This window comes from Acinetobacter sp. AB03, from assembly GCF_058107045.1.
This window is the reverse complement of sequence record NZ_JBUEBA010000002.1, coordinates 3,247,651-3,268,628: the sequence shown is the minus strand read 5'-3', so window position 1 is coordinate 3,268,628 and position 20,978 is coordinate 3,247,651. Positions and strand designations below refer to the sequence as shown.

The window sequence follows — 20,978 nt, the reverse complement described above, 5'->3', positions numbered from 1 at the left end:
AGTTTTATAATGATTTGACTATATTCAGCACTGAAAAATAGTCTTGTAAAACATTGAGCCACTGTTAAAAAATCAACAATCCTGTACGTCATAGCGCACAAGACTTCAGGTATATTTCAGCTATGTCTCAACTTCATTTTTTAATATGATAAAAACATATGAACAGGACGTTCTCAGATAAAAATTATTCCAACCGAAAAAATACCCTTATTTCCTCATCTCTCATGGCGACAAGATCCATCGATCCCCTAAGAGCAGAAAGCTGGTATAGATGTTGCTTTTATTCAAAAGTACTCAGTAGGGTAAATTCTATCTTCGTCTTATTTCCTAGATTTGATTTTTTACGGATGGCTATATTTAAAATGAAAAACTGGCAAAAAAAATTACTACTTTCTACTACATTCGTAGCCGTAGCACTGAGCAGTACTGTCCAAGCAAAAGAATGGAAAACCATTCGTTTTGGCACAGAATCCGCATATGCACCTTTTGAATATAAAACACCAGACAATAAGCTGGTCGGTTTTGACATCGACTTGGGCAATGCTATTTGTGCCAAATTAAAAGCCAAATGCGTGTGGGTAGAAAACTCCTTTGATGGGATGATTCCTGCGCTCAAAGCGAAGAAATTCGACGGTATTCTGTCTTCAATGACGGTCACTACGGATCGTGCAAAACAAATCGCGTTTAGTAATAAAATTTACAACACGCCTACCCGCATGGTCGCGAAGAAAGGCTCTCCTTTACTCCCTACGCCTGCATCCCTAAAAGGCAAACGTGTGGGTGTACAACAAGGTACGATTCAAGAAGGCTATGCAAAAGCCTATTGGGCGCCTAAAGGTGTCAATGTAGTTCCTTATCCAAACCAAGATGTGCTTTACCAAGACATGGTTTCGGGACGTCTAGATGCAACATTACAAGATGCGATTATGGTCGATGCAGGTTTCCTAAAATCGGCGAAAGGTAAAGGCTTTGCTTTTGCAGGTAATAATGTGGTCGATGCCAAAACACTCGGTGTGGGGGCTGCAATCGGCTTACGTAAAGAAGATGTCGATCTGAAAAAGAATATTGATAAAGCGTTAGCTGAAATTATTGCCGACGGCACCTATAAGAAACTCGAGAAAAAATACTTCTCCTTCAGCATTTATTAATTTATAGGGTGTCGGTTCAACACCGACACTTTTTATATACTGCTGATTTATAAAATTTTATATTTTTACTCGGAGAAACTGAGTATGTTTCTTTCTGGCTATGGTCCCGTATTACTCGGTGGCACTTGGATGACCATACAGCTTGCTTTGTTATCACTGGTACTTTCGATCATTATTGGATTATTTGGGGCAAGTGCCAAACTCTCTCGTATTCAAATCTTACGTCATGTGGCAACCCTCTATACCACGCTCATTCGTAGTGTTCCTGATCTGGTGATCATGTTGTTGTTGTTCTATAGCCTGCAACTTGGACTGAACTCGATTACCGAATCGATTCATATGGAGCAAATTGACATCAATCCCTTTGTAGCAGGGGTGATTACCTTAGCCTTTATTTATGGGGCTTATTTTACGGAAACCTTCCGTGGCGCATTTCAAGCCGTCCCCAAAGGGCAACTTGAAGCTGCATATGCCTATGGCATGACCCCATTTCAAGTCTTCAGGCGTGTCCTCTTTCCACAAATGATGCGCTTTGCCTTACCGGGGATTGGCAACAACTGGCAAGTCCTCATCAAAGCCACTGCCTTGGTGTCCTTAATTGGTTTGACCGACATCGTCAAAATTACCCAAGATGCAGGTCGAAGCAGCATGCAAGTGTTCTATTTCAGTATTGTTGCAGCCGTCATTTATCTGGCCATCACCACCCTTTCGAATTTGATTCTCATGTGGCTGGAACGTCGTTATTCTGCTGGTGTGAAAAAGGGACAACTATGATTGAAATTATTCAACAATACTGGCAGTCCTATCTGTGGACCGATGGTTTTCAAATGACTGGGGTCGCCATGACCGTGTGGCTACTGGTCTTATCGATTGCGATTGGTTTTGTTCTGGCTGTGCCTTTGTCAATTGCTCGAGTTTCTGAGCATACTTTTGTACGTGGACCTGTTTGGTTTTTTACTTATATTTTCCGTGGTACCCCCTTATATGTGCAGCTACTGATTATCTATACTGGAATTTATAGCCTTGAATTTGTGCATGCCCATGAACGGCTCGATGAGTTTTTTAGAGAAGGGCTTAATTGCACCATTTTAGCGTTTGCACTCAATACAGCAGCTTATACCACTGAAATTTTTGCAGGGGCGATACGTTCGATTCCCTACGGCGAAATTGAGGCAGCAAAAGCCTTTGGAATGTCGCCTTGGAAACGCTATACCCGCATTATTATTCCGTCGATGCTACGCCGAGCATTGCCGTTTTATGGCAATGAAGTCATTTTGATGCTGCACGCAACCACCATTGCCTTCACTGCAACCGTGCCTGATATTCTCAAAATTGCACGGGATGTCAATGCTGCCACTTATGCCACGTTTGATGCCTTTGGCATTGCCGCTGTGCTATATGCCTGTCTGGCATTTATCCTCATTTGGATCTTTCGTAAATTGGAACAACGCTGGCTTGCGTTTTTAAAACCATCGAATCATTAGGAGAAACAATGGAAAATTCAGCAAAACTGGTGATTCGAGACCTTTGTAAAAGTTTTGGCGATCATGAAGTCTTAAAAGGGGTTTCCCTTGAGGCACATGCAGGTGATGTGATTAGTATTATTGGTTCCTCAGGTTCAGGTAAAAGTACCTTTCTTCGTTGCATCAATTTTCTAGAGCAACCGAGCCAAGGTAGCATTCAACTCAATGGTGAGCAGTTAGAGACTAGCTTGGATAAAAATGGCAATCTCAAAGCAAAAAATCCCAAACAACTACAAAAAATGCGCACCCAACTGATGATGGTGTTTCAACATTTCAATTTGTGGTCGCATATGACGGTATTAGAAAATATTATTGAAGGACCCATTCATGTCTTGGGACTAAAGCGAAGTGAGGCGGAAGAGCGTGCACGAAAATATTTAAGAAAAGTTGGGCTCGCAGAAAGTGTCGAAAAGAAATATCCGTCTTTTTTGTCAGGAGGACAGCAACAGCGTGTCGCAATTGCCCGTGCCTTAGCGATGGAACCTGAAGTGATGTTGTTTGATGAGCCAACCAGTGCTCTAGATCCTGAACTGGTGGGTGAGGTGTTGAAAGTGATGCAAAGTTTGGCTGAAGAAGGCCGAACCATGATTGTGGTCACCCATGAAATGGGCTTCGCACGCCATGTGTCCAATCATGTCATTTTCTTAGATCAAGGCAAAATTGAGGAACAAGGTGATCCAAAAGAAGTTTTGATTCACCCCAAAAGTGAACGCCTGCAACAGTTTTTAGAGGGTAACTTTAAATAATTGAATAGTCTTCAAAAGCTTGATGCAGCAATGATTCAACATTCGATACTTAGTTGAAAAGATAAAGCGCCTTGTTTGATCTGATCCCGCGAAACTATATGCACTCAGATAAAAAACCGAGCCATTTCGCTCGGTTTTTACCTTTCCACCTAAGCTTTTATAGATTGGTATATCGATTTTTAGTGGTATCCATCACCAAAAAACTGGTGATCGAGCTAATGGAAGGGATCGTTCCCAAAACATCAGTATGAAACTTTTTATAAGACTTAATGTCAGCCACTTCAACCCTAAGTAAATACTCAACTGAGCCTGTAATGGTATGACACTCAGTAACTTCATCCGTTGCAGTGATCACATCCTCAAACTGACTCAAGCTTTCTTTTGAGTGACAAGACAGACCAATGGTCACATAAACCGTTAAACCAACACCCAAAAGGAACGGTCAATCACCGCTTTATAGCCTCGAATCACACCAATTCTTTCTAACTCTTGCACGCGTCGTAAACAGGCCGAGGGTGACACAAACCCACGCGTTCTGCCAGTTTAATATTGGTTAAATGTGCATCGCGCTCAAGCTCACACAATATTTTTCGGTCTAATCGATCTAATTCAATCATTTGTTGCATAAAACTCAGTATTAACGATCAATATACAACCAAATTGTGATAGATCAACAATAAAATGATACTTATTTGATTACTCCATCCCCTTTATGAACGCTTCACTGTTTGTCTCTTATCTGCTGTTCTGTGTCGTAATGACCTGCACCCCTGGGCCCAATAATGCACTGGTCATGCTGTCTGGTGCACGATTTGGCATCAGTAAAACCCTACCTCTGGTTTTAGGCATTGCCTTTGGTGTGGCCGTGCAACTCTTCGCCATCGGCATCGGCTTAAATCAGGTGTTTCTGGCCCTGCCCCAGCTCCAATTTATTTTAAGTTTAATCGGCACAGCTTATATTCTGTGGCTCGCATGGAAAATCGCGTCCAGTGGGCCACTTAACATCGAATTAGAACAAAAACCATCGATGGGTTTTCTACAAGGGGCTCTTTTTCAGTGGGTCAATCCCAAAGCGTGGATTATCTCCATCAGCACCATTGCCACTTATTTTGCTTTAAACCCTCATGCCAGCGATATTCTTTATGCGGCCCTAATTTTAATGGTAGTTTCCATTCCATGTGTCGGGGTTTGGGCAGTCGGTGGCCTTTTCTTACGCCAATTTCTGATGAAACCGCGCTTTGCCTTGAGCTTTAACATCACGATGGCAATCGCCTTATTGGTCGCTGTGTTACCTGCGGCATTAAAATTGATGAATACGCACATCGGAATATAAAAACGCTACAGTGCTTAAAGAAAAAACTGCTCAATGAATGTGACTAAATCCTAAGCCTCAAAAACAAAAAAGCCTGATTTGTGAATCAGGCTTTTTTGTTACTGCTGCTGTTGCTGTTCTTGTTGCCAACGGCGCTGCTGTAAACGCTCACCCTCAACCTCACGCTTATTGCGTGCCGACTCATACAGTTTGGTTCCTTTGAGCTCAGGGGGTAAATATTCTTGCATTACAAAATGCTCTGGATAGTTGTGCGGATATAAGTAGTCGACGCCATAGCCCTGCTCTTTCATCAACTTGGTCGGTGCATTTCTTAAATGCAGCGGCACAGGTAAATTCGCTGTTTTCTCAGCCAAATCCAACGCTTTGTTGATCGCAAGATAAGTACTGTTACTTTTGGCACTGGTCGCCAAATACACCGCACACTGCCCAAGAATAATTCGACACTCTGGCATGCCCACCGCTTGAACAGAACGGAAGCATTCTCCAGCAAGCAGCAGTGCATTGGGGTTTGAGTTACCAATGTCCTCAGAGGCAGCAATCAACATCCGACGGGCAATAAAAACAGGATCTTCACCACCTTTGAGCATGCGTGCCATCCAATATAACGTGGCATCAGGATCACTCCCTCGAATTGACTTAATAAAAGCTGACACTAAATCATAATGCTGCTCACCCGATTTGTCATAACGGGCGATATTTTGCTGTGCAACTTTGACCACCATTGCATTGGTCACGATATTTTCAACGTCAGGCTCGAAGGTACCCGCAATGAGCTCAATGAGATTCAAAGCTTTACGTGCATCACCTGCGGCAAATTGCACCAAAGCTTCAAATTCTTCGATCTGAATGTAGCGCTCTTTTAAAAACGGATCGTTCTTAATCGCTTGTAATAATAAAGTTTGAATCGCATCGGCATTGAGCGCATTTAAGGTATAGACCTGACAACGCGACAACAATGCACTGTTGACTTCAAAAGAAGGATTTTCAGTGGTGGCACCAATGAGGGTAATTTTGCCTTTCTCCACAGCATTCAGTAAGGCATCTTGCTGCGATTTGTTAAAACGATGAATTTCGTCAATAAACACCACAGGTGGCATTAAATCTCCGCCATCAGCAATGATCTCACGGAGCTCTTTAACCCCCGTATTGAGTGCAGATAGACTGACAAAAGGTCGATCAATCGCTTGCGCCAACAGTAAAGCAATCGTGGTTTTCCCCACGCCTGGCGGCCCCCAAAAAATGATCGATGGCAAATGCCCTTGATCGATCATTTGGCGGAGCGGTGCCTGCTCACCCAATAAGTGATCCTGCCCAATAATTTCAGATAAATCACGCGGGCGTAAACGTTCAGGCAGTGGAATATTGCTATCGGACATAGGGCTAGGACTTATCATGCGTTCATCGAATGCTTATGTTATGGCAAATTCAGGCAAATGACACAAGCTTTTCATGCAATTTGATTGTGCTTTTATCGACTAGCGAACCCAACGCACAATATAGTCTTCGATGTCATCATCCTGAATCTCTTCTTCAGAAATACAGCGTCCTGCCGCAGACTTTTTCGCTTTCAGGATACTTTGACGTGAGCCCGTGTTCAAATAGTGCCATCTGGGCAAATTTTTACCTTCATGCAGACGACGGTAAGCACAGCTCGGTGGTAACCAATGAATCGTGTCTAAAAGTTCGGGCGTGAGCTGGATACAATCGGGCACATGCTGCTTACGGTTCGGGTAATCCCGACAACTGGCCGTTTGACAGTCCAGCAGTTTACAGGCCACTTTGGTATAGGCGACTTCTTGGCTTTCTTCATCTTCAAGTTTCACCAAACAGCATAGACCACAACCATCACACAACGCTTCCCACTCTGCTGAACGTAGCTCAGTGAGCGCATAATGCTTCCAAAACTCTGGTCTTAATTCGTTGGACATAACCACTGCCAATAAAACTGAATGCACTATTATAACCTATAGTCACATGGCTTTCAGAGCTATCTAAAGTGTCAATATTTACATCATATTCATAAACTTAAAATACAAACAGAACACTTTTTAAACAAAAGTAACACAGTGTGTCCGAACGTTGTTTCTATACTAATAGAGTAATAAATAAGAACATCTATGGAGAAAAATTATGTTTCGTTGGGCGATTATCTTCGCAGTGATTGCACTGATTGCAAGTTTACTTGGTTTTGGCGGCGTAGCAGGTTTATCCAAAGACTTTGCGATTATTTTATTGGTGATTGCTGTGATTCTTGCGATTGTCGGATTTTTATCCCGTGGCAAAGTCTAAAGTACACAACTCTTAATAAAGAAAAAGAAGGATTCAGATCCTTCTTTTTTTATATGTGCCTTTAAAAAATAATTTCTCACATTTCTCATGTACATCGGAATATTTTTCAAATCCTTGTAAAAGTTTTTATGCTTTAATCAGAGCAGATCATCTATCAGGATTTGAGCATGACAATCAGTATTCAAACTCGAGAAATTCAATATAACGCAGCCGATGGACAACGCTTAGTTGGTTATTTTGCAGCACCAAGCTCTCAAACACCGCATGCAGGTATCATCGTTGCACCCGAATGGTGGGGCCGAAATGAATATACTGAACAACGTGCTCGCGAACTGGCTGAACACGGTTATGCCGCACTGGCGATTGATATGTACGGCGACAAAAATGTTACCACAGATGCGAAACAAGCCTATGAATGGATGATGCAAACTTTTGCCGATGCAGACACCATCGTCAACCGGGCTAAAGCAGGTTTAGATACGCTTGCTGCCCAGCCTGAAGTGAATGCAGATCAACTGGCGGCGATTGGTTTTTGTTATGGCGGTAAAGTGGTTTTAGACTTAGCTCGCTCAGGCGCACCACTTAAAGCTGTGGCGACTTTCCATGCAACATTGGCACCGAAAGCCCCTGCGGTCGAAGGTCAAATTCAAGGTGAAATTTTAGTTTTACATGGCGAGTTAGACAGCATGGTCACTTTGGATGATGTTGCCAGCTTCCGTGAAGAGATGCATGCGGCAAAAGTGAACCATGAAGTGATCATTTTTGAAGATGCGAAACATGGTTTTAGCAATCCATTGGCCGATGAGCGTGCCAAAGCCAATAGCGTAGACTTGGGCTATAACCCAGAAGCAGAAAGACAAGGGCTAGATGCAATGTATGACTTGCTAGAACGCAATCTCAGTGCTTAACTAGAGCTGAGAATTCAAATATTTGATTTTTCAGATCCAACAGGATACATAATTAGATTTTAGAGGAGATAACAATGACTGAGACCCACTGCCAATATTGTAATTTTGATGAATATGACGTGCTTGATAAAAATGACTTTGGGGTGATTTTACCCGAACCCAATGCATTGTCTAAAGGTCACTGTGTCATTATCCCTCTACGTCATGTGAGCTCATTTTTTGACATTACCGACAAAGAACGTAAAAGTTTAATGTCTTTACTAGAATTGGCACGTAATGAACTCCAATTGCGTCATCAACCTTCAGGTTTTCATATTGGTTTTAATGATGGTGAAATATTTGGGAATGTGTCTGAACACTTACATATCCATATTATTCCACGCTACAAAGACCAAGAGCTAAAACTCGATGCACGTTGGGGCATGACGAAAGACTAAATTTTTATGGTTTTAAATGGCGCGTAAGCGCCATTTTTTATGCGCAAAAACTCGGGCTCAGAAAAGACATTCAGTTATACTAAGCCGAATTTTTTGCTTGTGCCTCAGATGTCTCCTTTCTCTTTTTCAGATGCATTACTGACTTGGTTCGATGTTCATGGTCGACATGACCTGCCATGGCAAGTAGCCGATGATCCCTACAAAGTCTGGGTGTCTGAAATTATGCTGCAACAGACCCAAGTCAAAACCGTGCTGCAATACTTCGAGCGTTTTATCGAACGCTTCCCAACGGTTGCAGCTTTAGGGACAGCATCATGGGATGAGGTCGCACCCTACTGGGCAGGCCTAGGCTACTATGCCCGTGCACGTAATCTACATAGAGCCGCAGGGGTTGTGGCACGTCAGGGGCACTTTCCTCAAACTTTAGAGGACTGGATTGAACTGCCAGGTATTGGTCCATCAACCGCAGGGGCGCTGATGTCTTTAGGTTTACGTCAGTACGGCGTCATTATGGATGGCAACGTGAAACGCGTGCTCGCACGCTTTTTTGCCATTGAGGATGATCTAAGCAAACCTGTGCATGAACGCAGCATGTGGCAACTGGCCACTGAACTCTGTCCAACTGAACGTAACCACGACTATACCCAAGCTATCATGGATTTGGGGGCAACCGTCTGTACCCCTAAAAAACCGCTGTGTTTATACTGCCCAATGCAGCAACACTGTAAGGCCCATGCGCAAGGGCTAGAAACTGAACTGCCTTTTAAAAAACCCAAGAAAGCTGTGCCTGTGAAGTCAGCCCAAGTTTTGGTACTGCGTCATCACAATCAATGGCTGTGGCAACAGCGTCCCAATAGTGGACTCTGGGGCGGTTTATGGTGTTTACCTATTTTTGAAAATCGTGATGAGTTCTCGCAACTGTGCCAAAGTCTAGGACTGAAACAAGTCTCGCAACGCACTGACATTTCGCATAGTTTCACCCATTTCACTTGGCAACTAGAAGCGCTTTGCTTTGAAGTCGATGCCGACCAGCTCGAACATTTAAGTATAGAATTGGCCAGCACATGGCTAGACATACAAAACGTCACAGAAATGGGCATCCCAACTGCGATGAAAAAATTGATCTCGGCAATTCAACTGTGACATAGTTGGGTGATCCATTGGGTTCACCCTGACACTTTAAAATTAGATCACTGAAATAATAAAGGATTGTTCGTGCGTAATTGTTTGCCCAGCCTTTCTGCGCTTGCCAGTTTAAGTTTTGTGATTCTGTTACTTGCAGCTTGCCGCACCACTCCGCCTGCACCGAGTGGAAGCCATTTACCTGCCTCACAAGTCCAACAGCTGAAAAACATGCGTTTAGCTCAGCAACTGCCTGTACCCGTTCAAGGTATTAAACGTCATGGACTCACAGATACTTGGGGTGCATCCCGCAGTAGCGGACGGACGCATGAAGGCATCGACATTCTGGCTCCACGTGGAACAAAAGTTTTTTCTGCCACAGAAGGTCTCGTTGCAGACTTACGCAATAACAATTTGGGTGGTAAAGTGGTTTGGATTATGGGGCCAGCAGGCACTTGGCATTACTATGCTCATCTTGATGACCATAAACGCGGCTTAAGTGTCGGCGAATATGTCAAAAAAGGCGACCTGATCGGCTATGTCGGCAATACAGGCAATGCACGGCACACAGCCCCACATTTGCATTATGGACTTTATTTACAAGGTAAAGGCCGTGGTGCAGTAAATCCCTATCCTTATTTACGTTAACTTTAGGAATTTTTCATGTCAGAAGCGTTGATCAACCGTCTGGTCGAATTTGCTGAATCAGGCAATCAACAAAAAATCATCTTGGCTGGACAAAACCACCAAGGTTGGATCATGGAAATTACTGAAGATGCGCTTTTAATCAGTACTGGATTTGCTGAAAAAACAGGAAAAGATGTTTGGATTAACTTTTCCGACCTCGAACACGCCCAATTATTTTATTGGGACAATCAACATGACCAATGGGCACCCTTTACCCTATAAAAAGATCAGGAGCATGTTCATGACCACTCAACGCTGCGGATGGTGCTCCTCAGACCCACTTTACATCGACTACCATGATCATGAGTGGGGTAAACCACTACATGATGAAAAGCAGTTATTTGCGATGCTCTGCCTCGAAGGTCAACAAGCGGGGCTGTCATGGATTACCGTCCTGAAAAAGCGTGAACATTATCATCGCCAGTTTTTTCAATATTCTATTGAACAAATTGCAGCTTTGAGTGATACAGACTTAGCCGAAAAAGTCCAAGATATCGGCTTAATTCGCCATATCGGGAAGCTGACCGCCATTCGTGACAATGCGCTTGCATGGCAAGCCCTAAAGCAACAAGGCATCAACCCCGTTGAGTGGCTCTGGAACTTTGTCGAGCAACACGCAATCAACAATGATGTCCCAGACTACCGCACAGCACCTGCACAGACACCTCAAAGCCAAAATATGTCTAAAACCCTAAAAAAACAGGGCTTTAAATTTGTCGGACCCACCACCTGCTATGCCTTTATGCAAGCGGTCGGTATGGTCAATGACCATGAAAATAGCTGTCATTTTAAATAAAAGTACATAAAAAACAGGAAAATAAGGATATAGAATATGTCGGATAACACCATTCGTGCCTATGCGGCAATGCAAGCAGGCGCAGCGTTACAACCCTATCAATTCGATGCGGGTGAACTGCAACCACATCAAGTCGAAGTCCAAGTCGAATATTGTGGATTGTGCCATTCCGATGTTTCGGTCATTAATAATGAATGGAACTCCTCGGTCTATCCCGTTGTCGCTGGTCATGAAATTATTGGCACCATCAGTCGCTTAGGCTCAGAAGCCAAAGGACTTAAACTTGGACAGCGCGTCGGTATAGGCTGGACGGCAGAAAGCTGCCAACACTGTGACCCCTGTGTTTCGGGCCAACAAGTGCTCTGTACAGGAGGGCCGACAGCAACCATCGTCGGTCATGCAGGTGGCTTTGCCGACAAAGTTCGCGCAGGTTGGCAGTGGATTATTCCTTTACCTGAAGAGCTGGATCCTGAGTCAGCAGGTCCTTTATTGTGCGGCGGTATTACCGTTTTTGATCCGATTTTAAAACACCGCATTCAAGCCATTCACCATGTTGGGGTGATTGGCATCGGTGGTTTAGGGCATATGGCCATTAAGCTCCTTCGAGGATGGGGCTGTGAAATCACGGCATTCACCTCGAACCTCGACAAAACGGAAGAACTCAAGGCCATGGGTGCAGATCATGTGGTGAATAGCCGTGATGTGGATGCGCTTAAAACCCAGCGGGGCAAATTTGATCTCATCCTCAGCACCGTGAATGTCACGCTCAATTGGCCTGCCTATATCAGTACACTGGCACCAAATGGCACGATCCATCTGCTAGGCTTGCCTCTAGAGCCCATCAAATTAAATGCAGGTAGTCTGATTGGTGGAGCAAAGTCTATCACGGGTTCACCCACTGGCTCACCTGCGGCATTACGTCAGCTACTCAAATTCGCTGCACGTAAAAACATTGCGCCACAAATTGAACTGTATCCTATGTCACAGTTGAATGAAGCACTGGAACGGTTACATTCTGGAAAAGCCCGTTATCGGATCGTCCTCAAAGCTGACTTTTAATCGATAAGCGCCTAAAAACAGGCGCTTTTTTTATACCGCTTGTTTGACCAACGTCGAACTGCTGAGTTGCGCTTTCACCCAATCGGCCAACAAGGTGACCGCTGCGCGAATATCTGTTGAAAGTTCATGGCCTGCATTGAGGCGGATACAGTTTTTATAACGCTGCCCTTCACCAAAGACTTCTCCTGGCACTATATTGATGCCATGCTGTTGAGCAAAATAGTACATATCTAAACCATCAATACACTCGGGCAGCTGTAACCACAGCGCATAACCACCTAAGGGTTGATTGATACGTAACTCAACTCCGTTAAAGGCAAGCTGAATCATGTGTCGGTATTGCTCAACTTGCTGTTTCAAAATCGGCTTTAACTGCTGTAAATGCTCCCGATAAGCACGACTATAAATGAGATCGGCCAGTGCCAACTGCAAGGGTGTATTCACTGTGATATTTTGCATCAGTAACGTAGCCTTCAAATGCGCTAAGCGCTGCGGAATACAAAACCAACCTACCCGATACGCAGTTGAAAGTGACTTGGAAACCGAACCACAGAAAATCACATAACCCTGCTGATCCCAATACTTAATCGGCAGCGGACGACTCGAGCTGAAACTACATTCACCATAAATATCATCTTCAATCACATAGCACTGATAGCGTGCCGCCAGTTGTGCAATTTTTTCTTTTTCTGCATTGCTTAAGCAAAACCCCAATGGATTTTGATAATTGGCCGTGAGTAAGCACGCTTTTGCGCCTGAACTTTGCATGACCTGCTCTAAACGTTCAAGATCAAAGCCTTGGGTATCGGCTGGAATTTCAATAATTTTTCGCTTTAACCCCGCCAGCATTTGCAACTGGCCATTAAAATTTGGGGTCGGCACAATCACGCTGTCGCCTTCCTTGCTGAGGTGTTGGATCATCACCGACAACGCAGGCATACAGCCATTGCTGATGTAGATATCATCCTGCGAAATATAAAAGCCATCTTCAGCCCAATGCTCAGACAAAGCCTGCCGTAAGCGAATATGACCCTGCTTATCGCTATATAAAAAATCTTCAGGTTGACTGTGTTTTAAAGCACGTTGAATGGAGCGGCGGAGCGCCTCTACAGGCACATGTTTTGGAGAAAGCTGAATCGCTCCCAAATGGATGAGACGGCTATTAATGGAAGACTGTTGAATTTCTAGCTGTAGCTCTAAATTAGAAATATCACGGGCTTGAGACTGAAAATCAGGATGCTGCGGTACAGGAATAGATGAGCTGGTATTTTTCTGATAACTGACAAAATAGCCCGACTTATTTTTCACATGAATATACCCCTGCGACTCGAGTAGCTCATAACAGCTCTTGGCCGTATTCAAGCTGACCTTTTGTAAGTTAGCAAACTGGCGTAACGACAGCAACTTTTGCCCTGCGGGTAATTCAGCATTTTGAATTTTTTCAAGCAACTGTGCAGCTAAGCTTTGATACTGAAATGCCATTCATCTGTACCTGTTTTTTAAAATTTTATGTATCTGTATCCATTATGCCAACAGAATTATGCTTTTGTCATTCGTTCACAACCATAAATAGGCACTTTTATGAAAAAAATAATCATATCTCTCTTTTGCTTATTGAGCTTATCGGCTTGCCAACCGCCACATGTTTCACAGCAGGTACAACAGCAGCATTTTATTTGTAAAGCACTGATTGAAGGGTTTCTGAAAACGCAAAATTTAACTGATTATCAGTTTTTAAGTTTAGCGCCGAGCTTGACTGAAACCTCGACCCAACGAACTTATCAATATCAGTTAAACAATGAACGTCAAATGCAGATGAACTTGCCCCGCCAGAAAAATTTACAGTTTCAATGTGACCAAAGCAGTGCTGAAAACTTCAAGATCTCGCTCGCTGGTGAAGGAGATGCCATGCTCAGTTTAATCCAGTTAGACCTGCCTAAGGCTTCAACCTTAGAGCTGCTGAGCGCTTATCAACAGCCTTAAGTTTTAAAACATAAAAAGCCTGCATTGCAGGCTTCTTCGTCTTCAAAATTAACGTAAGGCAGTCGGTAAGTGGGCAGGTGTCCCCTCTTGTTCCAGCAATTGATTTTTCATTTTTTGCAGCATTTGATAGGGTTGTTGTTGGACAAACATATTCACAAACTTCAGTGGTATCGATCCCTCAGGGTTGGCATAGCCCGAGGTCGAAACCTTGACTTTATTTGGTCCCAGTTTCTGAAAGGTCCAATCGCCCTCATAATGATTTAGACGCACATAATCTGGATTTTTAAGGATGTTTTTATCAATCGCTTTATTTTTAATGCTAATAATGCCCTGACTGTCCTTGGTCATTTTCCCCTGCACCACCAAGTCGCGATCTTTTAAAGGAAAAGGAAAATCCAGCACCATATACAGCTGAAACTCGCCTTTTTTATCATCGCGCGACAAGACTTTCACACTGCCCATATACGGCACCCATTTCACCGCATGGTCAACATCTAAGATCAATGACACTGCTTTTTCAATCGGTACATCAAACGTGGTTTCAGCCTTATATAAAAAGACCGGATTTTGCGCATTTTGATAGGTCCAAACTTTAATATTATTTTTATGAATACTGAGTTTGGCTTGATCCATAGGTTTGGCCTGTGCTGTCGTCATCACGACAACAACACAAGCCATATACATGACTTTTTTCATTCTATTCTTCGTCTTATTTTAGTTTTTTATCTTGTTTTTATGGCGAATGAAGCAGGTTTTTAAACTTGAATGTCGTTAAAACCCAGTACATCTTTCATGTCATATTTACGTGCTTCACGTCCTACCACCCAAGCCGCAGCACGTACCGCACCCGAAGCAAAGTTCATACGGTTAGTCGCTTTATGGGTAATTTCAACACGCTCACCATCAGCAATAAACATAGCTGTATGTTCACCGACAATATCGCCGCCTCGAATGGTTTGGAAACCAATACTTTGACGCTCACGGGGTCCTGTATGACCTTCACGGCAATACACTGCATCGGTTTTCAAGTCACGACCTAAAGCACCCGCAATGGCCTCACCCATCATCAACGCTGTGCCTGATGGTGCATCGACTTTATGACGGTGATGCGCTTCAATCACTTCAATATCCACTGTGTCGCCAAAGACTTTAGACGCCATTTCCAACAGTTTAATCGAAACGTTGACCCCCACAGAATAGTTGGCTGCATAGACCACAGGTATTTGAGTCGCAGAGTCATCCAAATAAGCTTTTTGTTCGTCATTCATACCCGTGGTCCCAATGACAATGGCCACCCCAGCTTCACGACAAATTTTTAAATGCTGAACGGTCGCTACTGGTGCAGTGAAATCAATGATCACATCACAATCTTTCACTACCGCTTCCAGACTACCCACCACCTTCACGCCGAGGCTGCCAATACCTGCAAGCTCACCTGCATCTGTACCAACCAGTGAGCTTTCAGGGCGTTCCACTGCCGCAGCCAGTTGATAGCCTGCTTCGTGTACCGCTTGAATAAGGATGCGACCCATACGACCGCCGGCACCTAAGACACCAATGCGTGGAGCTGCTGACATAACATATTCCTAATCTAGCTTCAAAATTGCTCTTACTATAGCAAAACTGATTGCCCAGACTAAGGTTTGTTGGCCATTTTCATCGAAAAAATCGCTTTATTTTCAGACATGCTTTCTCATGCTTTTCACAAATTTGCAATCAATCTTACGCAGACTAGGTTCGCTTTTAAAAACAACTTTAAAATGAGGAAAATAGAATGAAAGCCAAGGTACTTTTTCTAGCGATGGCGTTTGGGGGTAGTTGGGCACAGGTTCAGGCTGAACCCGCTGTTCAAGCAGGCGACACCTTAGAAAGTTTGTCACAGGTCAAGATCACTACTAGCACACATCCCAAAGCACAGGCCGAGCAACAAGTACAAGCCGCTGCACCTATGGCTGAAGAAATGGTGTCGGTTGAAGAGATCGATCAACCTGAGCTGCCAACAGAAGCGCAATAACATAAAAAAAGCGGGAAAATATTCCCGCTCTTTTCAACACCGATTCACACGTACCGTATTTAATTAATCAAACAGTCGGTCAAAGAAAGACTTCTTCTTTGGTGATGATTTGTGATCATCTCCATCCAAGGTCTCTTGCAACTCTTTCAACAGTTCACGTTGACGTGCCGTCAAGTTAACGGGTGTTTCAATCACGATACGGCACAGTAAGTCACCTTGCATACTGGTACGTACAGGTTTAACCCCTTTACCACGTAAACGGAACATTTTACCCGTTTGTGTGCCTTCAGGAATTTTCAAACTCACACGACCTTCGAGTGTCGGGATTTCAATTTCTTTACCCAAAGCAGCATCAGCAATGCTCACAGGGACATCCATATACAGGTCTGCACCATCACGTTGGAAGATTTCGTGCTCACGCACCACCACTTCTACGTACAAGTCGCCTGACTGACCATCACGAATCGCTTCGCCTTTGCCCGTTAAACGAACGCGGTCACCATTGTCGACGCCCGCAGGAATCGTCACTTCTAAGGTTTGTTGACGGTCTTTAACGCCTGAACCATGACAGGTATTACATGGGTTCTTAATGATCTTGCCCTGACCGCGACAAGTGCTACAAGTCTGCTGTACAGAGAAGAAACCTTGCTGCATGCGAACCTGACCTGCACCATGACAAGTTTTACAGGTTTCAACATCGTTCGGGTTTTTAGAGCCCTTACCGTCACAAGTTTCACACGGCGCTGGTGCGGTAAAAGTAATGGTTTTTTTCACCCCTCTTACTGCTTCTTCCAACGTCAGTTCCATCACATAACGTAAGTCAGAACCACGACGTGCACGCTGTTGACCACGACCGCCGCCGCCACCAAATGCACCACCGAAAATGTCACCGAATTGACTGAAAATGTCTTCTGCGCTGAAACCACCACCGAAGCCGCCTCCGCCGCCCATACCACCTTCAAAGGCTTGATGCCCCATACGGTCATACATGCTGCGCTTTTCGCTATCCGATAAAATTTCATAAGCTTCAGCCGCTTCTTTAAATTTCTCTTCAGCTTCAGCATTGTCAGGGTTGCGGTCCGGATGATATTTCATCGCCAACTTACGGTAGGCTTTTTTAATTTCATCATCACTAGCGGTTTTAGCAACACCTAAAACCTCATAATAATCACGTTTAGCCATGTCTGGCGATGCTCCTCACGGAATTTATTTAATACTCAACTGTGGTCTGAAATTGGGTTCAAACCAAGTTTTACAAGGGGGTGTTTGAAAAAAATCAGTAGAATTAGAAAACTGCTTTATTTTTCAAAAATTTAGACAGGCCTTTAAACCATGCATTTAGAAGGAAGAGAAATGCAATACAGCTAAAAACCACACCTGCAACCGTGCATCCAGTCACCCATAATGCGCTGTCCCAAGTGAAGAAAATAAGAGGAATAAACCACAATGCTGCAAATAACGCCAAAATGCTATAAATCACAATATTGCGCATGACCCAAAGTGCTTGCGCTTGTAACCACACTTCGGCATGATCAATTTGCGTGACTTTTCGGGCATACCAGTAGGAAAATGCGCCGCTAATCACAGTAAACAAAGCCAAAAACATGAAGACATAAGAAATCGCGATAGAGCGGCGATACTTAGTTACATTGTCTTGCATCATGCGTTTAACCCCATTTGCCACATCGTTTATTTTTTAATGTGTAGCAAAAAACTGCTTTATAAAAATGCCATAAATTTCAGGTGCTACTATATTGAAATTTTCAACGTTTCGCACCTGATATTGGCATAAATTTACGGCTTATGGCTAATTTTTTTTACTTTAAACCACTGCGCGTACAAGGCTGGTAAAAAGAACAGGGTTAATAGCGTCGCCACAATCAGTCCGCCCATGATCGCAACGGCCATAGGTCCAAAGAAAATACTTCTAGACAATGGGATCATCGCCAAAACTGCTGCCAATGCCGTCAGCACAATTGGACGACAACGTCGCACCGTCGCATCGATGATTGCATCCCATGATTCATGCCCCGCTTGAATGTCTTGCTCAATCTGATCAATCAAGATCAGCGAGTTACGCATGATCATGCCCGACAAGGCAATGGTCCCCAACATCGCAACAAAGCCAAAAGGTTTATTGAACAACAGCAGGAACAACACCACACCGATCAAACCTAAAGGCGCGGTGAGCAAGACAATCGTGGCACGAGACATACTGCGCAGTTGAATCATCAGCAAAGTCATGACCACGGCCAAGAATAAAGGCATGCCTGCTGCAACCGATTTACCCCCACGTGCAGACTCTTCCACTGTACCGCCGACTTCAACCAAATAGCCATTCGGCAGTTCCGCACGCAGCTGATTCATCTGTTCGGCCATTTCATCCACCACAGTGGCCGGCTGTAACTTAGTTCGAATATCTGCACGTACCGTAATAGTCGGTAGGCGGTTACGATGCCAAATCAAACCTTCTTCAAAGCTATAATCAATTTTTGCAATTTGTGCCAATGGTACTGTTCCGCCATTTGAGGTTGGAACGGCAAGGCTTGCCAGTGATGCCACTTCAACCCGCTCGGCTTGATCGCCACGTAAACGGATTTCAATTAGCTCACGTTTCTCACGGTATTGGTTAATGGTGGCACCCGAAATTGAGCTGTTCAAGAAATTGGCCAAATCTAAACTCGATACCCCCATTTGGCGGGCACGGTCTTGGTCAATCTCTAAATTGATCATCTTGCTTGGTTCACCCCAGTCCAAATGCACATTAGTCGTGTTGGGGTTAGCACCCAGCATCGCTGCGACTTTATCCGCCCAAGCACGCACTTGAGTTAAGTCTTCACCCGACACGCGATATTGAAGTGGATAACCGACAGGGGGACCGTTTTCAAGTAAAGAGACGCGAGTACGCACATCGGGCAATAACTGGCGGATTTGGGTGTCTAAGGATTTACGAATTTCATTGCGATCATCCAGTGAAGAGGCCAAGACCACAAACTGAGCAAAGCTGGCCTGTGGTAGCTGCTGATCGAGCGGTAAATAAAAACGTGGCGAGCCTGTGCCCACATATGCCACATAATTATCTATACCTTCTTGCTTCGACAGGAACTGTTCAACTTTTTTCACCGCATTTTCAGTTGCTGTTAAAGATGCACCTTCTTCAAGTTTTAAGTCGACCAAAATTTCGGCACGATTCGAGGGTGGGAAAAACTGCTGTGGTACTAACTTAAACATCAACACCGAGAGCACAAAAATAGCCACCGTCGTCGCAATGACCGTTTTACGATAGGTCACACACAGATCGACCCAACGGCGAAAACCTTGATAGAACTTGGTTTGATAAGGATCATGATGCTCACCTGCATGATGCACCATCGGCAGAGGTTCTGGCTGTTTGCGCAAACGTGCCCACAAACGGCTATACCACGGCGCTTTTTGAATCAGCTCTTTATTAAAATCGGGCAGGAGTTTGTCACCCAAATAAGGGACAAAAAGCACCGCTGCAAACCATGACACAATTAAGGCAATGGTCACCACTTGGAAAATAGAGCGAGTGTATTCACCTGTACTGGACGCTGCTGTAGCAATCGGTAAAAAGCCCGCAGCGGTAATCAAGGTTCCCGTCAACATAGGAAAGGCAGTGGTTCGCCACGCATGCCCTGCTGCTTGTAGTCGACTGTAGCCTTGCTCCATTTTGATCGCCATCATTTCCACGGCAATAATAGCGTCATCGACCAAGAGTCCCAGCGCTAAAATCAGTGCACCCAAGGAAATTTTATGTAGACCGACATCAAAAATATTCATGCCTGCAAAGGTCATGGCCAAGACCAGTGGAATGGAGAATGCCACCACCAGTCCAGTACGGAAACCCAGCGAGAAAAAGCTGACTAGCAGTACAATAATCACCGCTTCAGCCAAAACTTTCATGAACTCGTTGACACTACGCTTCACCGCAACAGGCTGATCTGAAACTTTTTTCAGCTCCATACCTAAAGGTAAGGTTTTTTGCAGCTTGGAAAACTCAGTTTCTAAATTTTTACCCAAAGCCAAGATGTCGCCACCTTTACGCATCGACACCGCAATGCCAATGCCATTTTCCCCCATAAAGCGCATACGGGGTTGAGCGGGTTCACTAAAGCCACGATAGACATCAGCCACATCGCTCAGCTGGATGGTTTTTCCATTGACCAATAAAGGCATACGTTGCAGTTCTTCAACGCTCTTAATTTGCCCTGTGACTCGGAGTTGAATACGATCCGACTCTGTTTCAAAAAAGCCTGCACTGGCCATGGTATTTTGCTGTTGCAGGGCTTGTTGCACCGCTGTCACAGGAATGCCTAACTGTGCCGACTTGGTGTTGGAAATTTCAATCCAAATCTTTTGATCTTGCAACCCAACTAAGTTGACCTTCGCGACATCTTTGACGCGTTGCAGTTGTAACTGTAGACGGTCGGCATATTCTTTCATCACTGCATAATCAAAGTCTTTACCGGTCAGCACATAAATGTTGCCGAAAGTATCGCCAAACTCATCATTAAAGAATGGTCCTTGTACCCCATTGGGCAGCTGATGTTTGATGTCTCCAACTTTCTTGCGTACGTCATACCACACATCCGGTATCTCACTGGAGCGCATGGCATCTCGTGCCACGAAAGTCACCATCGACTCGCCGGGTCTGGAGTAGGCCATAATGCGCTCATACTTACCCGTGGTCATCAGCTCTTTTTCAATACGGTCGGTCACTTGTTCAGACACCTCACGCGCCGTTGCACCCGGCCAATAGGTCTGTACCACCATCACTTTAAAGGTAAAAGGCGGGTCTTCGCTTTGTGCAAGTTTGGAATAAGACACCACCCCCACGATGCCCAGCAACAACATCAAATAAAGGACCAAGCCCTTATTTTTTAAGGCCCATTCCGACAGGTTATAGTTCATG

At 44.3% G+C, this 20,978-nt stretch carries 26 protein-coding genes; 15 read left to right on the top strand and 11 right to left on the bottom strand.

Annotated features, from left to right (window positions below; genetic code table 11):
• The first annotated feature begins 362 nt into the window (after positions 1 to 362).
• The 4 genes from ACY3FQ_RS16400 (at position 363) to ACY3FQ_RS16385 (ending at position 3,417) form a co-directional block, all read left to right on the top strand.
• Entirely contained in the window at positions 363 to 1,148 is a 786-nt protein-coding gene (locus ACY3FQ_RS16400; RefSeq protein ID WP_004691819.1) for an ABC transporter substrate-binding protein, read from the top strand.
• Positions 1,149 to 1,232: 84 nt separating this feature from the next.
• Entirely contained in the window at positions 1,233 to 1,922 is a 690-nt protein-coding gene (locus ACY3FQ_RS16395) for an ABC transporter permease (protein ID WP_159151827.1), read from the top strand.
• The gene (locus ACY3FQ_RS16390) at positions 1,919 to 2,632 is read left to right on the top strand and encodes an ABC transporter permease (RefSeq protein WP_419381031.1); all 714 of its coding nucleotides are present in this window, start codon (positions 1,919 to 1,921) and stop codon (positions 2,630 to 2,632) included. Before ACY3FQ_RS16395 ends, ACY3FQ_RS16390 begins: the two co-directional genes overlap by 4 nt.
• An 8-nt stretch (positions 2,633 to 2,640) precedes the next feature.
• Positions 2,641 to 3,417, top strand: a complete 777-nt coding sequence (locus ACY3FQ_RS16385; RefSeq protein ID WP_063454366.1) for an ABC transporter ATP-binding protein — start codon at positions 2,641 to 2,643, stop codon at positions 3,415 to 3,417.
• Positions 3,418 to 3,574: 157 nt separating this feature from the next.
• Here the strand turns inward: ACY3FQ_RS16385 and ACY3FQ_RS16380 are convergent, their stop codons facing one another.
• The 3 genes from ACY3FQ_RS16380 to ACY3FQ_RS16370 are packed head-to-tail and all read right to left on the bottom strand — an operon-like array spanning position 3,575 to position 4,043.
• A complete protein-coding gene (locus tag ACY3FQ_RS16380) occupies positions 3,575 to 3,850 on the bottom strand; it encodes an Lrp/AsnC ligand binding domain-containing protein (RefSeq protein WP_279731274.1) in 276 nt (91 codons plus the stop codon).
• Positions 3,835 to 3,912 (bottom strand): hypothetical protein, encoded by a 78-nt coding sequence (locus tag ACY3FQ_RS16375; RefSeq protein WP_323126727.1) that lies wholly within the window; start codon positions 3,910 to 3,912, stop codon positions 3,835 to 3,837. Before ACY3FQ_RS16375 ends, ACY3FQ_RS16380 begins: the two co-directional genes overlap by 16 nt.
• Entirely contained in the window at positions 3,900 to 4,043 is a 144-nt protein-coding gene (locus tag ACY3FQ_RS16370) for a winged helix-turn-helix transcriptional regulator (RefSeq protein ID WP_228275924.1), read from the bottom strand. Before ACY3FQ_RS16370 ends, ACY3FQ_RS16375 begins: the two co-directional genes overlap by 13 nt.
• Before the next feature lie 86 nt (positions 4,044 to 4,129).
• Between ACY3FQ_RS16370 and ACY3FQ_RS16365 the strand changes: the two genes are divergently transcribed.
• Complete coding sequence (locus ACY3FQ_RS16365; protein WP_178928245.1) at positions 4,130 to 4,750, top strand: LysE family translocator; 621 nt, start codon at positions 4,130 to 4,132, stop codon at positions 4,748 to 4,750.
• A gap of 98 nt (positions 4,751 to 4,848) precedes the next feature.
• On the opposite strand, the gene ACY3FQ_RS16360 is transcribed toward ACY3FQ_RS16365, so the two are convergent.
• Both ACY3FQ_RS16360 and ACY3FQ_RS16355 read right to left on the bottom strand, forming a co-directional pair.
• Positions 4,849 to 6,126, bottom strand: coding sequence for a replication-associated recombination protein A (locus ACY3FQ_RS16360; protein ID WP_159151825.1), 1,278 nt, complete (start codon positions 6,124 to 6,126; stop codon positions 4,849 to 4,851).
• Positions 6,127 to 6,225: 99 nt separating this feature from the next.
• Positions 6,226 to 6,678 carry a YcgN family cysteine cluster protein gene (locus ACY3FQ_RS16355; protein ID WP_039890724.1) on the bottom strand — a complete coding sequence of 151 codons (453 nt, stop codon included), beginning with the start codon at positions 6,676 to 6,678 and terminating at the stop codon, positions 6,226 to 6,228.
• A 202-nt stretch (positions 6,679 to 6,880) separates the two neighbouring features.
• Between ACY3FQ_RS16355 and ACY3FQ_RS16350 the strand changes: the two genes are divergently transcribed.
• From ACY3FQ_RS16350 to ahr, 8 genes are all read left to right on the top strand, one after another.
• Positions 6,881 to 7,039 carry a DUF1328 domain-containing protein gene (locus ACY3FQ_RS16350; RefSeq protein ID WP_004647174.1) on the top strand — a complete coding sequence of 53 codons (159 nt, stop codon included), beginning with the start codon at positions 6,881 to 6,883 and terminating at the stop codon, positions 7,037 to 7,039.
• 167 nt (positions 7,040 to 7,206) lie between these two features.
• A complete protein-coding gene (locus ACY3FQ_RS16345) occupies positions 7,207 to 7,947 on the top strand; it encodes a dienelactone hydrolase family protein (RefSeq protein ID WP_063454365.1) in 741 nt (246 codons plus the stop codon).
• 74 nt (positions 7,948 to 8,021) lie between these two features.
• Positions 8,022 to 8,384, top strand: a complete 363-nt coding sequence (locus ACY3FQ_RS16340) for an HIT family protein (RefSeq protein ID WP_004691832.1) — start codon at positions 8,022 to 8,024, stop codon at positions 8,382 to 8,384.
• A gap of 108 nt (positions 8,385 to 8,492) precedes the next feature.
• Positions 8,493 to 9,527 carry an A/G-specific adenine glycosylase gene (mutY, locus tag ACY3FQ_RS16335; protein WP_178928247.1) on the top strand — a complete coding sequence of 345 codons (1,035 nt, stop codon included), beginning with the start codon at positions 8,493 to 8,495 and terminating at the stop codon, positions 9,525 to 9,527.
• Between the two features lie 84 nt (positions 9,528 to 9,611).
• Positions 9,612 to 10,154, top strand: coding sequence for a M23 family metallopeptidase (locus ACY3FQ_RS16330; protein ID WP_171253710.1), 543 nt, complete (start codon positions 9,612 to 9,614; stop codon positions 10,152 to 10,154).
• A 15-nt stretch (positions 10,155 to 10,169) separates the two neighbouring features.
• Positions 10,170 to 10,415 carry a hypothetical protein gene (locus ACY3FQ_RS16325; protein WP_004691836.1) on the top strand — a complete coding sequence of 82 codons (246 nt, stop codon included), beginning with the start codon at positions 10,170 to 10,172 and terminating at the stop codon, positions 10,413 to 10,415.
• Between the two features lie 19 nt (positions 10,416 to 10,434).
• Positions 10,435 to 10,989 carry a DNA-3-methyladenine glycosylase I gene (locus ACY3FQ_RS16320; protein WP_178928248.1) on the top strand — a complete coding sequence of 185 codons (555 nt, stop codon included), beginning with the start codon at positions 10,435 to 10,437 and terminating at the stop codon, positions 10,987 to 10,989.
• Positions 10,990 to 11,025: 36 nt separating this feature from the next.
• Positions 11,026 to 12,048 carry an NADPH-dependent aldehyde reductase Ahr gene (gene ahr, locus ACY3FQ_RS16315; RefSeq protein ID WP_178928249.1) on the top strand — a complete coding sequence of 341 codons (1,023 nt, stop codon included), beginning with the start codon at positions 11,026 to 11,028 and terminating at the stop codon, positions 12,046 to 12,048.
• Positions 12,049 to 12,078: 30 nt separating this feature from the next.
• Here the strand turns inward: ahr and ACY3FQ_RS16310 are convergent, their stop codons facing one another.
• Positions 12,079 to 13,530 (bottom strand): aminotransferase-like domain-containing protein, encoded by a 1,452-nt coding sequence (locus ACY3FQ_RS16310; protein WP_058951483.1) that lies wholly within the window; start codon positions 13,528 to 13,530, stop codon positions 12,079 to 12,081.
• A 99-nt stretch (positions 13,531 to 13,629) separates the two neighbouring features.
• On the opposite strand from ACY3FQ_RS16310, the gene ACY3FQ_RS16305 reads away from it, so the two are divergent.
• Positions 13,630 to 14,031, top strand: coding sequence for a hypothetical protein (locus ACY3FQ_RS16305; protein WP_005401444.1), 402 nt, complete (start codon positions 13,630 to 13,632; stop codon positions 14,029 to 14,031).
• A 48-nt stretch (positions 14,032 to 14,079) separates the two neighbouring features.
• Here the strand turns inward: ACY3FQ_RS16305 and ACY3FQ_RS16300 are convergent, their stop codons facing one another.
• Entirely contained in the window at positions 14,080 to 14,727 is a 648-nt protein-coding gene (locus ACY3FQ_RS16300) for an START domain-containing protein (RefSeq protein ID WP_058951481.1), read from the bottom strand.
• A 59-nt stretch (positions 14,728 to 14,786) separates the two neighbouring features.
• On the bottom strand, positions 14,787 to 15,608 hold the full coding sequence (gene dapB / locus ACY3FQ_RS16295) for a 4-hydroxy-tetrahydrodipicolinate reductase (RefSeq protein WP_104221742.1): 822 nt from the start codon (positions 15,606 to 15,608) through the stop codon (positions 14,787 to 14,789).
• A gap of 197 nt (positions 15,609 to 15,805) precedes the next feature.
• On the opposite strand from dapB, the gene ACY3FQ_RS16290 reads away from it, so the two are divergent.
• Positions 15,806 to 16,045: a hypothetical protein gene (locus tag ACY3FQ_RS16290; protein ID WP_063454361.1), complete on the top strand. Its 240-nt coding sequence runs from the start codon at positions 15,806 to 15,808 to the stop codon at positions 16,043 to 16,045.
• A gap of 63 nt (positions 16,046 to 16,108) precedes the next feature.
• On the opposite strand, the gene dnaJ is transcribed toward ACY3FQ_RS16290, so the two are convergent.
• The 3 genes from dnaJ to ACY3FQ_RS16275 form a co-directional block, all read right to left on the bottom strand.
• The gene (dnaJ, locus tag ACY3FQ_RS16285; protein WP_004978425.1) at positions 16,109 to 17,227 is read right to left on the bottom strand and encodes a molecular chaperone DnaJ; all 1,119 of its coding nucleotides are present in this window, start codon (positions 17,225 to 17,227) and stop codon (positions 16,109 to 16,111) included.
• 103 nt (positions 17,228 to 17,330) lie between these two features.
• Positions 17,331 to 17,708 (bottom strand): hypothetical protein, encoded by a 378-nt coding sequence (locus ACY3FQ_RS16280; protein ID WP_004691852.1) that lies wholly within the window; start codon positions 17,706 to 17,708, stop codon positions 17,331 to 17,333.
• Positions 17,709 to 17,839: 131 nt separating this feature from the next.
• Entirely contained in the window at positions 17,840 to 20,977 is a 3,138-nt protein-coding gene (locus tag ACY3FQ_RS16275; RefSeq protein WP_205667437.1) for an efflux RND transporter permease subunit, read from the bottom strand.
• Position 20,978: the final 1 nt, after the last annotated feature.

What these genes read in the sequence shown, in the direction of transcription:
- ACY3FQ_RS16385 (WP_063454366.1), top strand. Translation starts at nt 2,641, where the DNA reads ATGGAAAATTCAGCAAAACTGGTGATTCGAGACCTTTGTAAAAGTTTT.
- ACY3FQ_RS16275 (WP_205667437.1), bottom strand. Translation starts at nt 20,977, where the DNA reads ATGAACTATAACCTGTCGGAATGGGCCTTAAAAAATAAGGGCTTGGTC.
- ACY3FQ_RS16345 (WP_063454365.1), top strand. Translation starts at nt 7,207, where the DNA reads ATGACAATCAGTATTCAAACTCGAGAAATTCAATATAACGCAGCCGAT.
- dnaJ (WP_004978425.1), bottom strand. Translation starts at nt 17,227, where the DNA reads ATGGCTAAACGTGATTATTATGAGGTTTTAGGTGTTGCTAAAACCGCT.
- ACY3FQ_RS16355 (WP_039890724.1), bottom strand. Translation starts at nt 6,678, where the DNA reads ATGTCCAACGAATTAAGACCAGAGTTTTGGAAGCATTATGCGCTCACT.
- ACY3FQ_RS16390 (WP_419381031.1), top strand. Translation starts at nt 1,919, where the DNA reads ATGATTGAAATTATTCAACAATACTGGCAGTCCTATCTGTGGACCGAT.
- ACY3FQ_RS16300 (WP_058951481.1), bottom strand. Translation starts at nt 14,727, where the DNA reads ATGAAAAAAGTCATGTATATGGCTTGTGTTGTTGTCGTGATGACGACA.
- dapB (WP_104221742.1), bottom strand. Translation starts at nt 15,608, where the DNA reads ATGTCAGCAGCTCCACGCATTGGTGTCTTAGGTGCCGGCGGTCGTATG.
- ACY3FQ_RS16365 (WP_178928245.1), top strand. Translation starts at nt 4,130, where the DNA reads ATGAACGCTTCACTGTTTGTCTCTTATCTGCTGTTCTGTGTCGTAATG.
- ACY3FQ_RS16280 (WP_004691852.1), bottom strand. Translation starts at nt 17,708, where the DNA reads ATGATGCAAGACAATGTAACTAAGTATCGCCGCTCTATCGCGATTTCT.
- ACY3FQ_RS16370 (WP_228275924.1), bottom strand. Translation starts at nt 4,043, where the DNA reads ATGCAACAAATGATTGAATTAGATCGATTAGACCGAAAAATATTGTGT.
- ahr (WP_178928249.1), top strand. Translation starts at nt 11,026, where the DNA reads ATGTCGGATAACACCATTCGTGCCTATGCGGCAATGCAAGCAGGCGCA.
- ACY3FQ_RS16350 (WP_004647174.1), top strand. Translation starts at nt 6,881, where the DNA reads ATGTTTCGTTGGGCGATTATCTTCGCAGTGATTGCACTGATTGCAAGT.
- ACY3FQ_RS16325 (WP_004691836.1), top strand. Translation starts at nt 10,170, where the DNA reads ATGTCAGAAGCGTTGATCAACCGTCTGGTCGAATTTGCTGAATCAGGC.
- ACY3FQ_RS16310 (WP_058951483.1), bottom strand. Translation starts at nt 13,530, where the DNA reads ATGGCATTTCAGTATCAAAGCTTAGCTGCACAGTTGCTTGAAAAAATT.
- mutY (WP_178928247.1), top strand. Translation starts at nt 8,493, where the DNA reads ATGTCTCCTTTCTCTTTTTCAGATGCATTACTGACTTGGTTCGATGTT.
- ACY3FQ_RS16340 (WP_004691832.1), top strand. Translation starts at nt 8,022, where the DNA reads ATGACTGAGACCCACTGCCAATATTGTAATTTTGATGAATATGACGTG.
- ACY3FQ_RS16360 (WP_159151825.1), bottom strand. Translation starts at nt 6,126, where the DNA reads ATGTCCGATAGCAATATTCCACTGCCTGAACGTTTACGCCCGCGTGAT.
- ACY3FQ_RS16305 (WP_005401444.1), top strand. Translation starts at nt 13,630, where the DNA reads ATGAAAAAAATAATCATATCTCTCTTTTGCTTATTGAGCTTATCGGCT.
- ACY3FQ_RS16290 (WP_063454361.1), top strand. Translation starts at nt 15,806, where the DNA reads ATGAAAGCCAAGGTACTTTTTCTAGCGATGGCGTTTGGGGGTAGTTGG.
- ACY3FQ_RS16400 (WP_004691819.1), top strand. Translation starts at nt 363, where the DNA reads ATGAAAAACTGGCAAAAAAAATTACTACTTTCTACTACATTCGTAGCC.
- ACY3FQ_RS16395 (WP_159151827.1), top strand. Translation starts at nt 1,233, where the DNA reads ATGTTTCTTTCTGGCTATGGTCCCGTATTACTCGGTGGCACTTGGATG.
- ACY3FQ_RS16320 (WP_178928248.1), top strand. Translation starts at nt 10,435, where the DNA reads ATGACCACTCAACGCTGCGGATGGTGCTCCTCAGACCCACTTTACATC.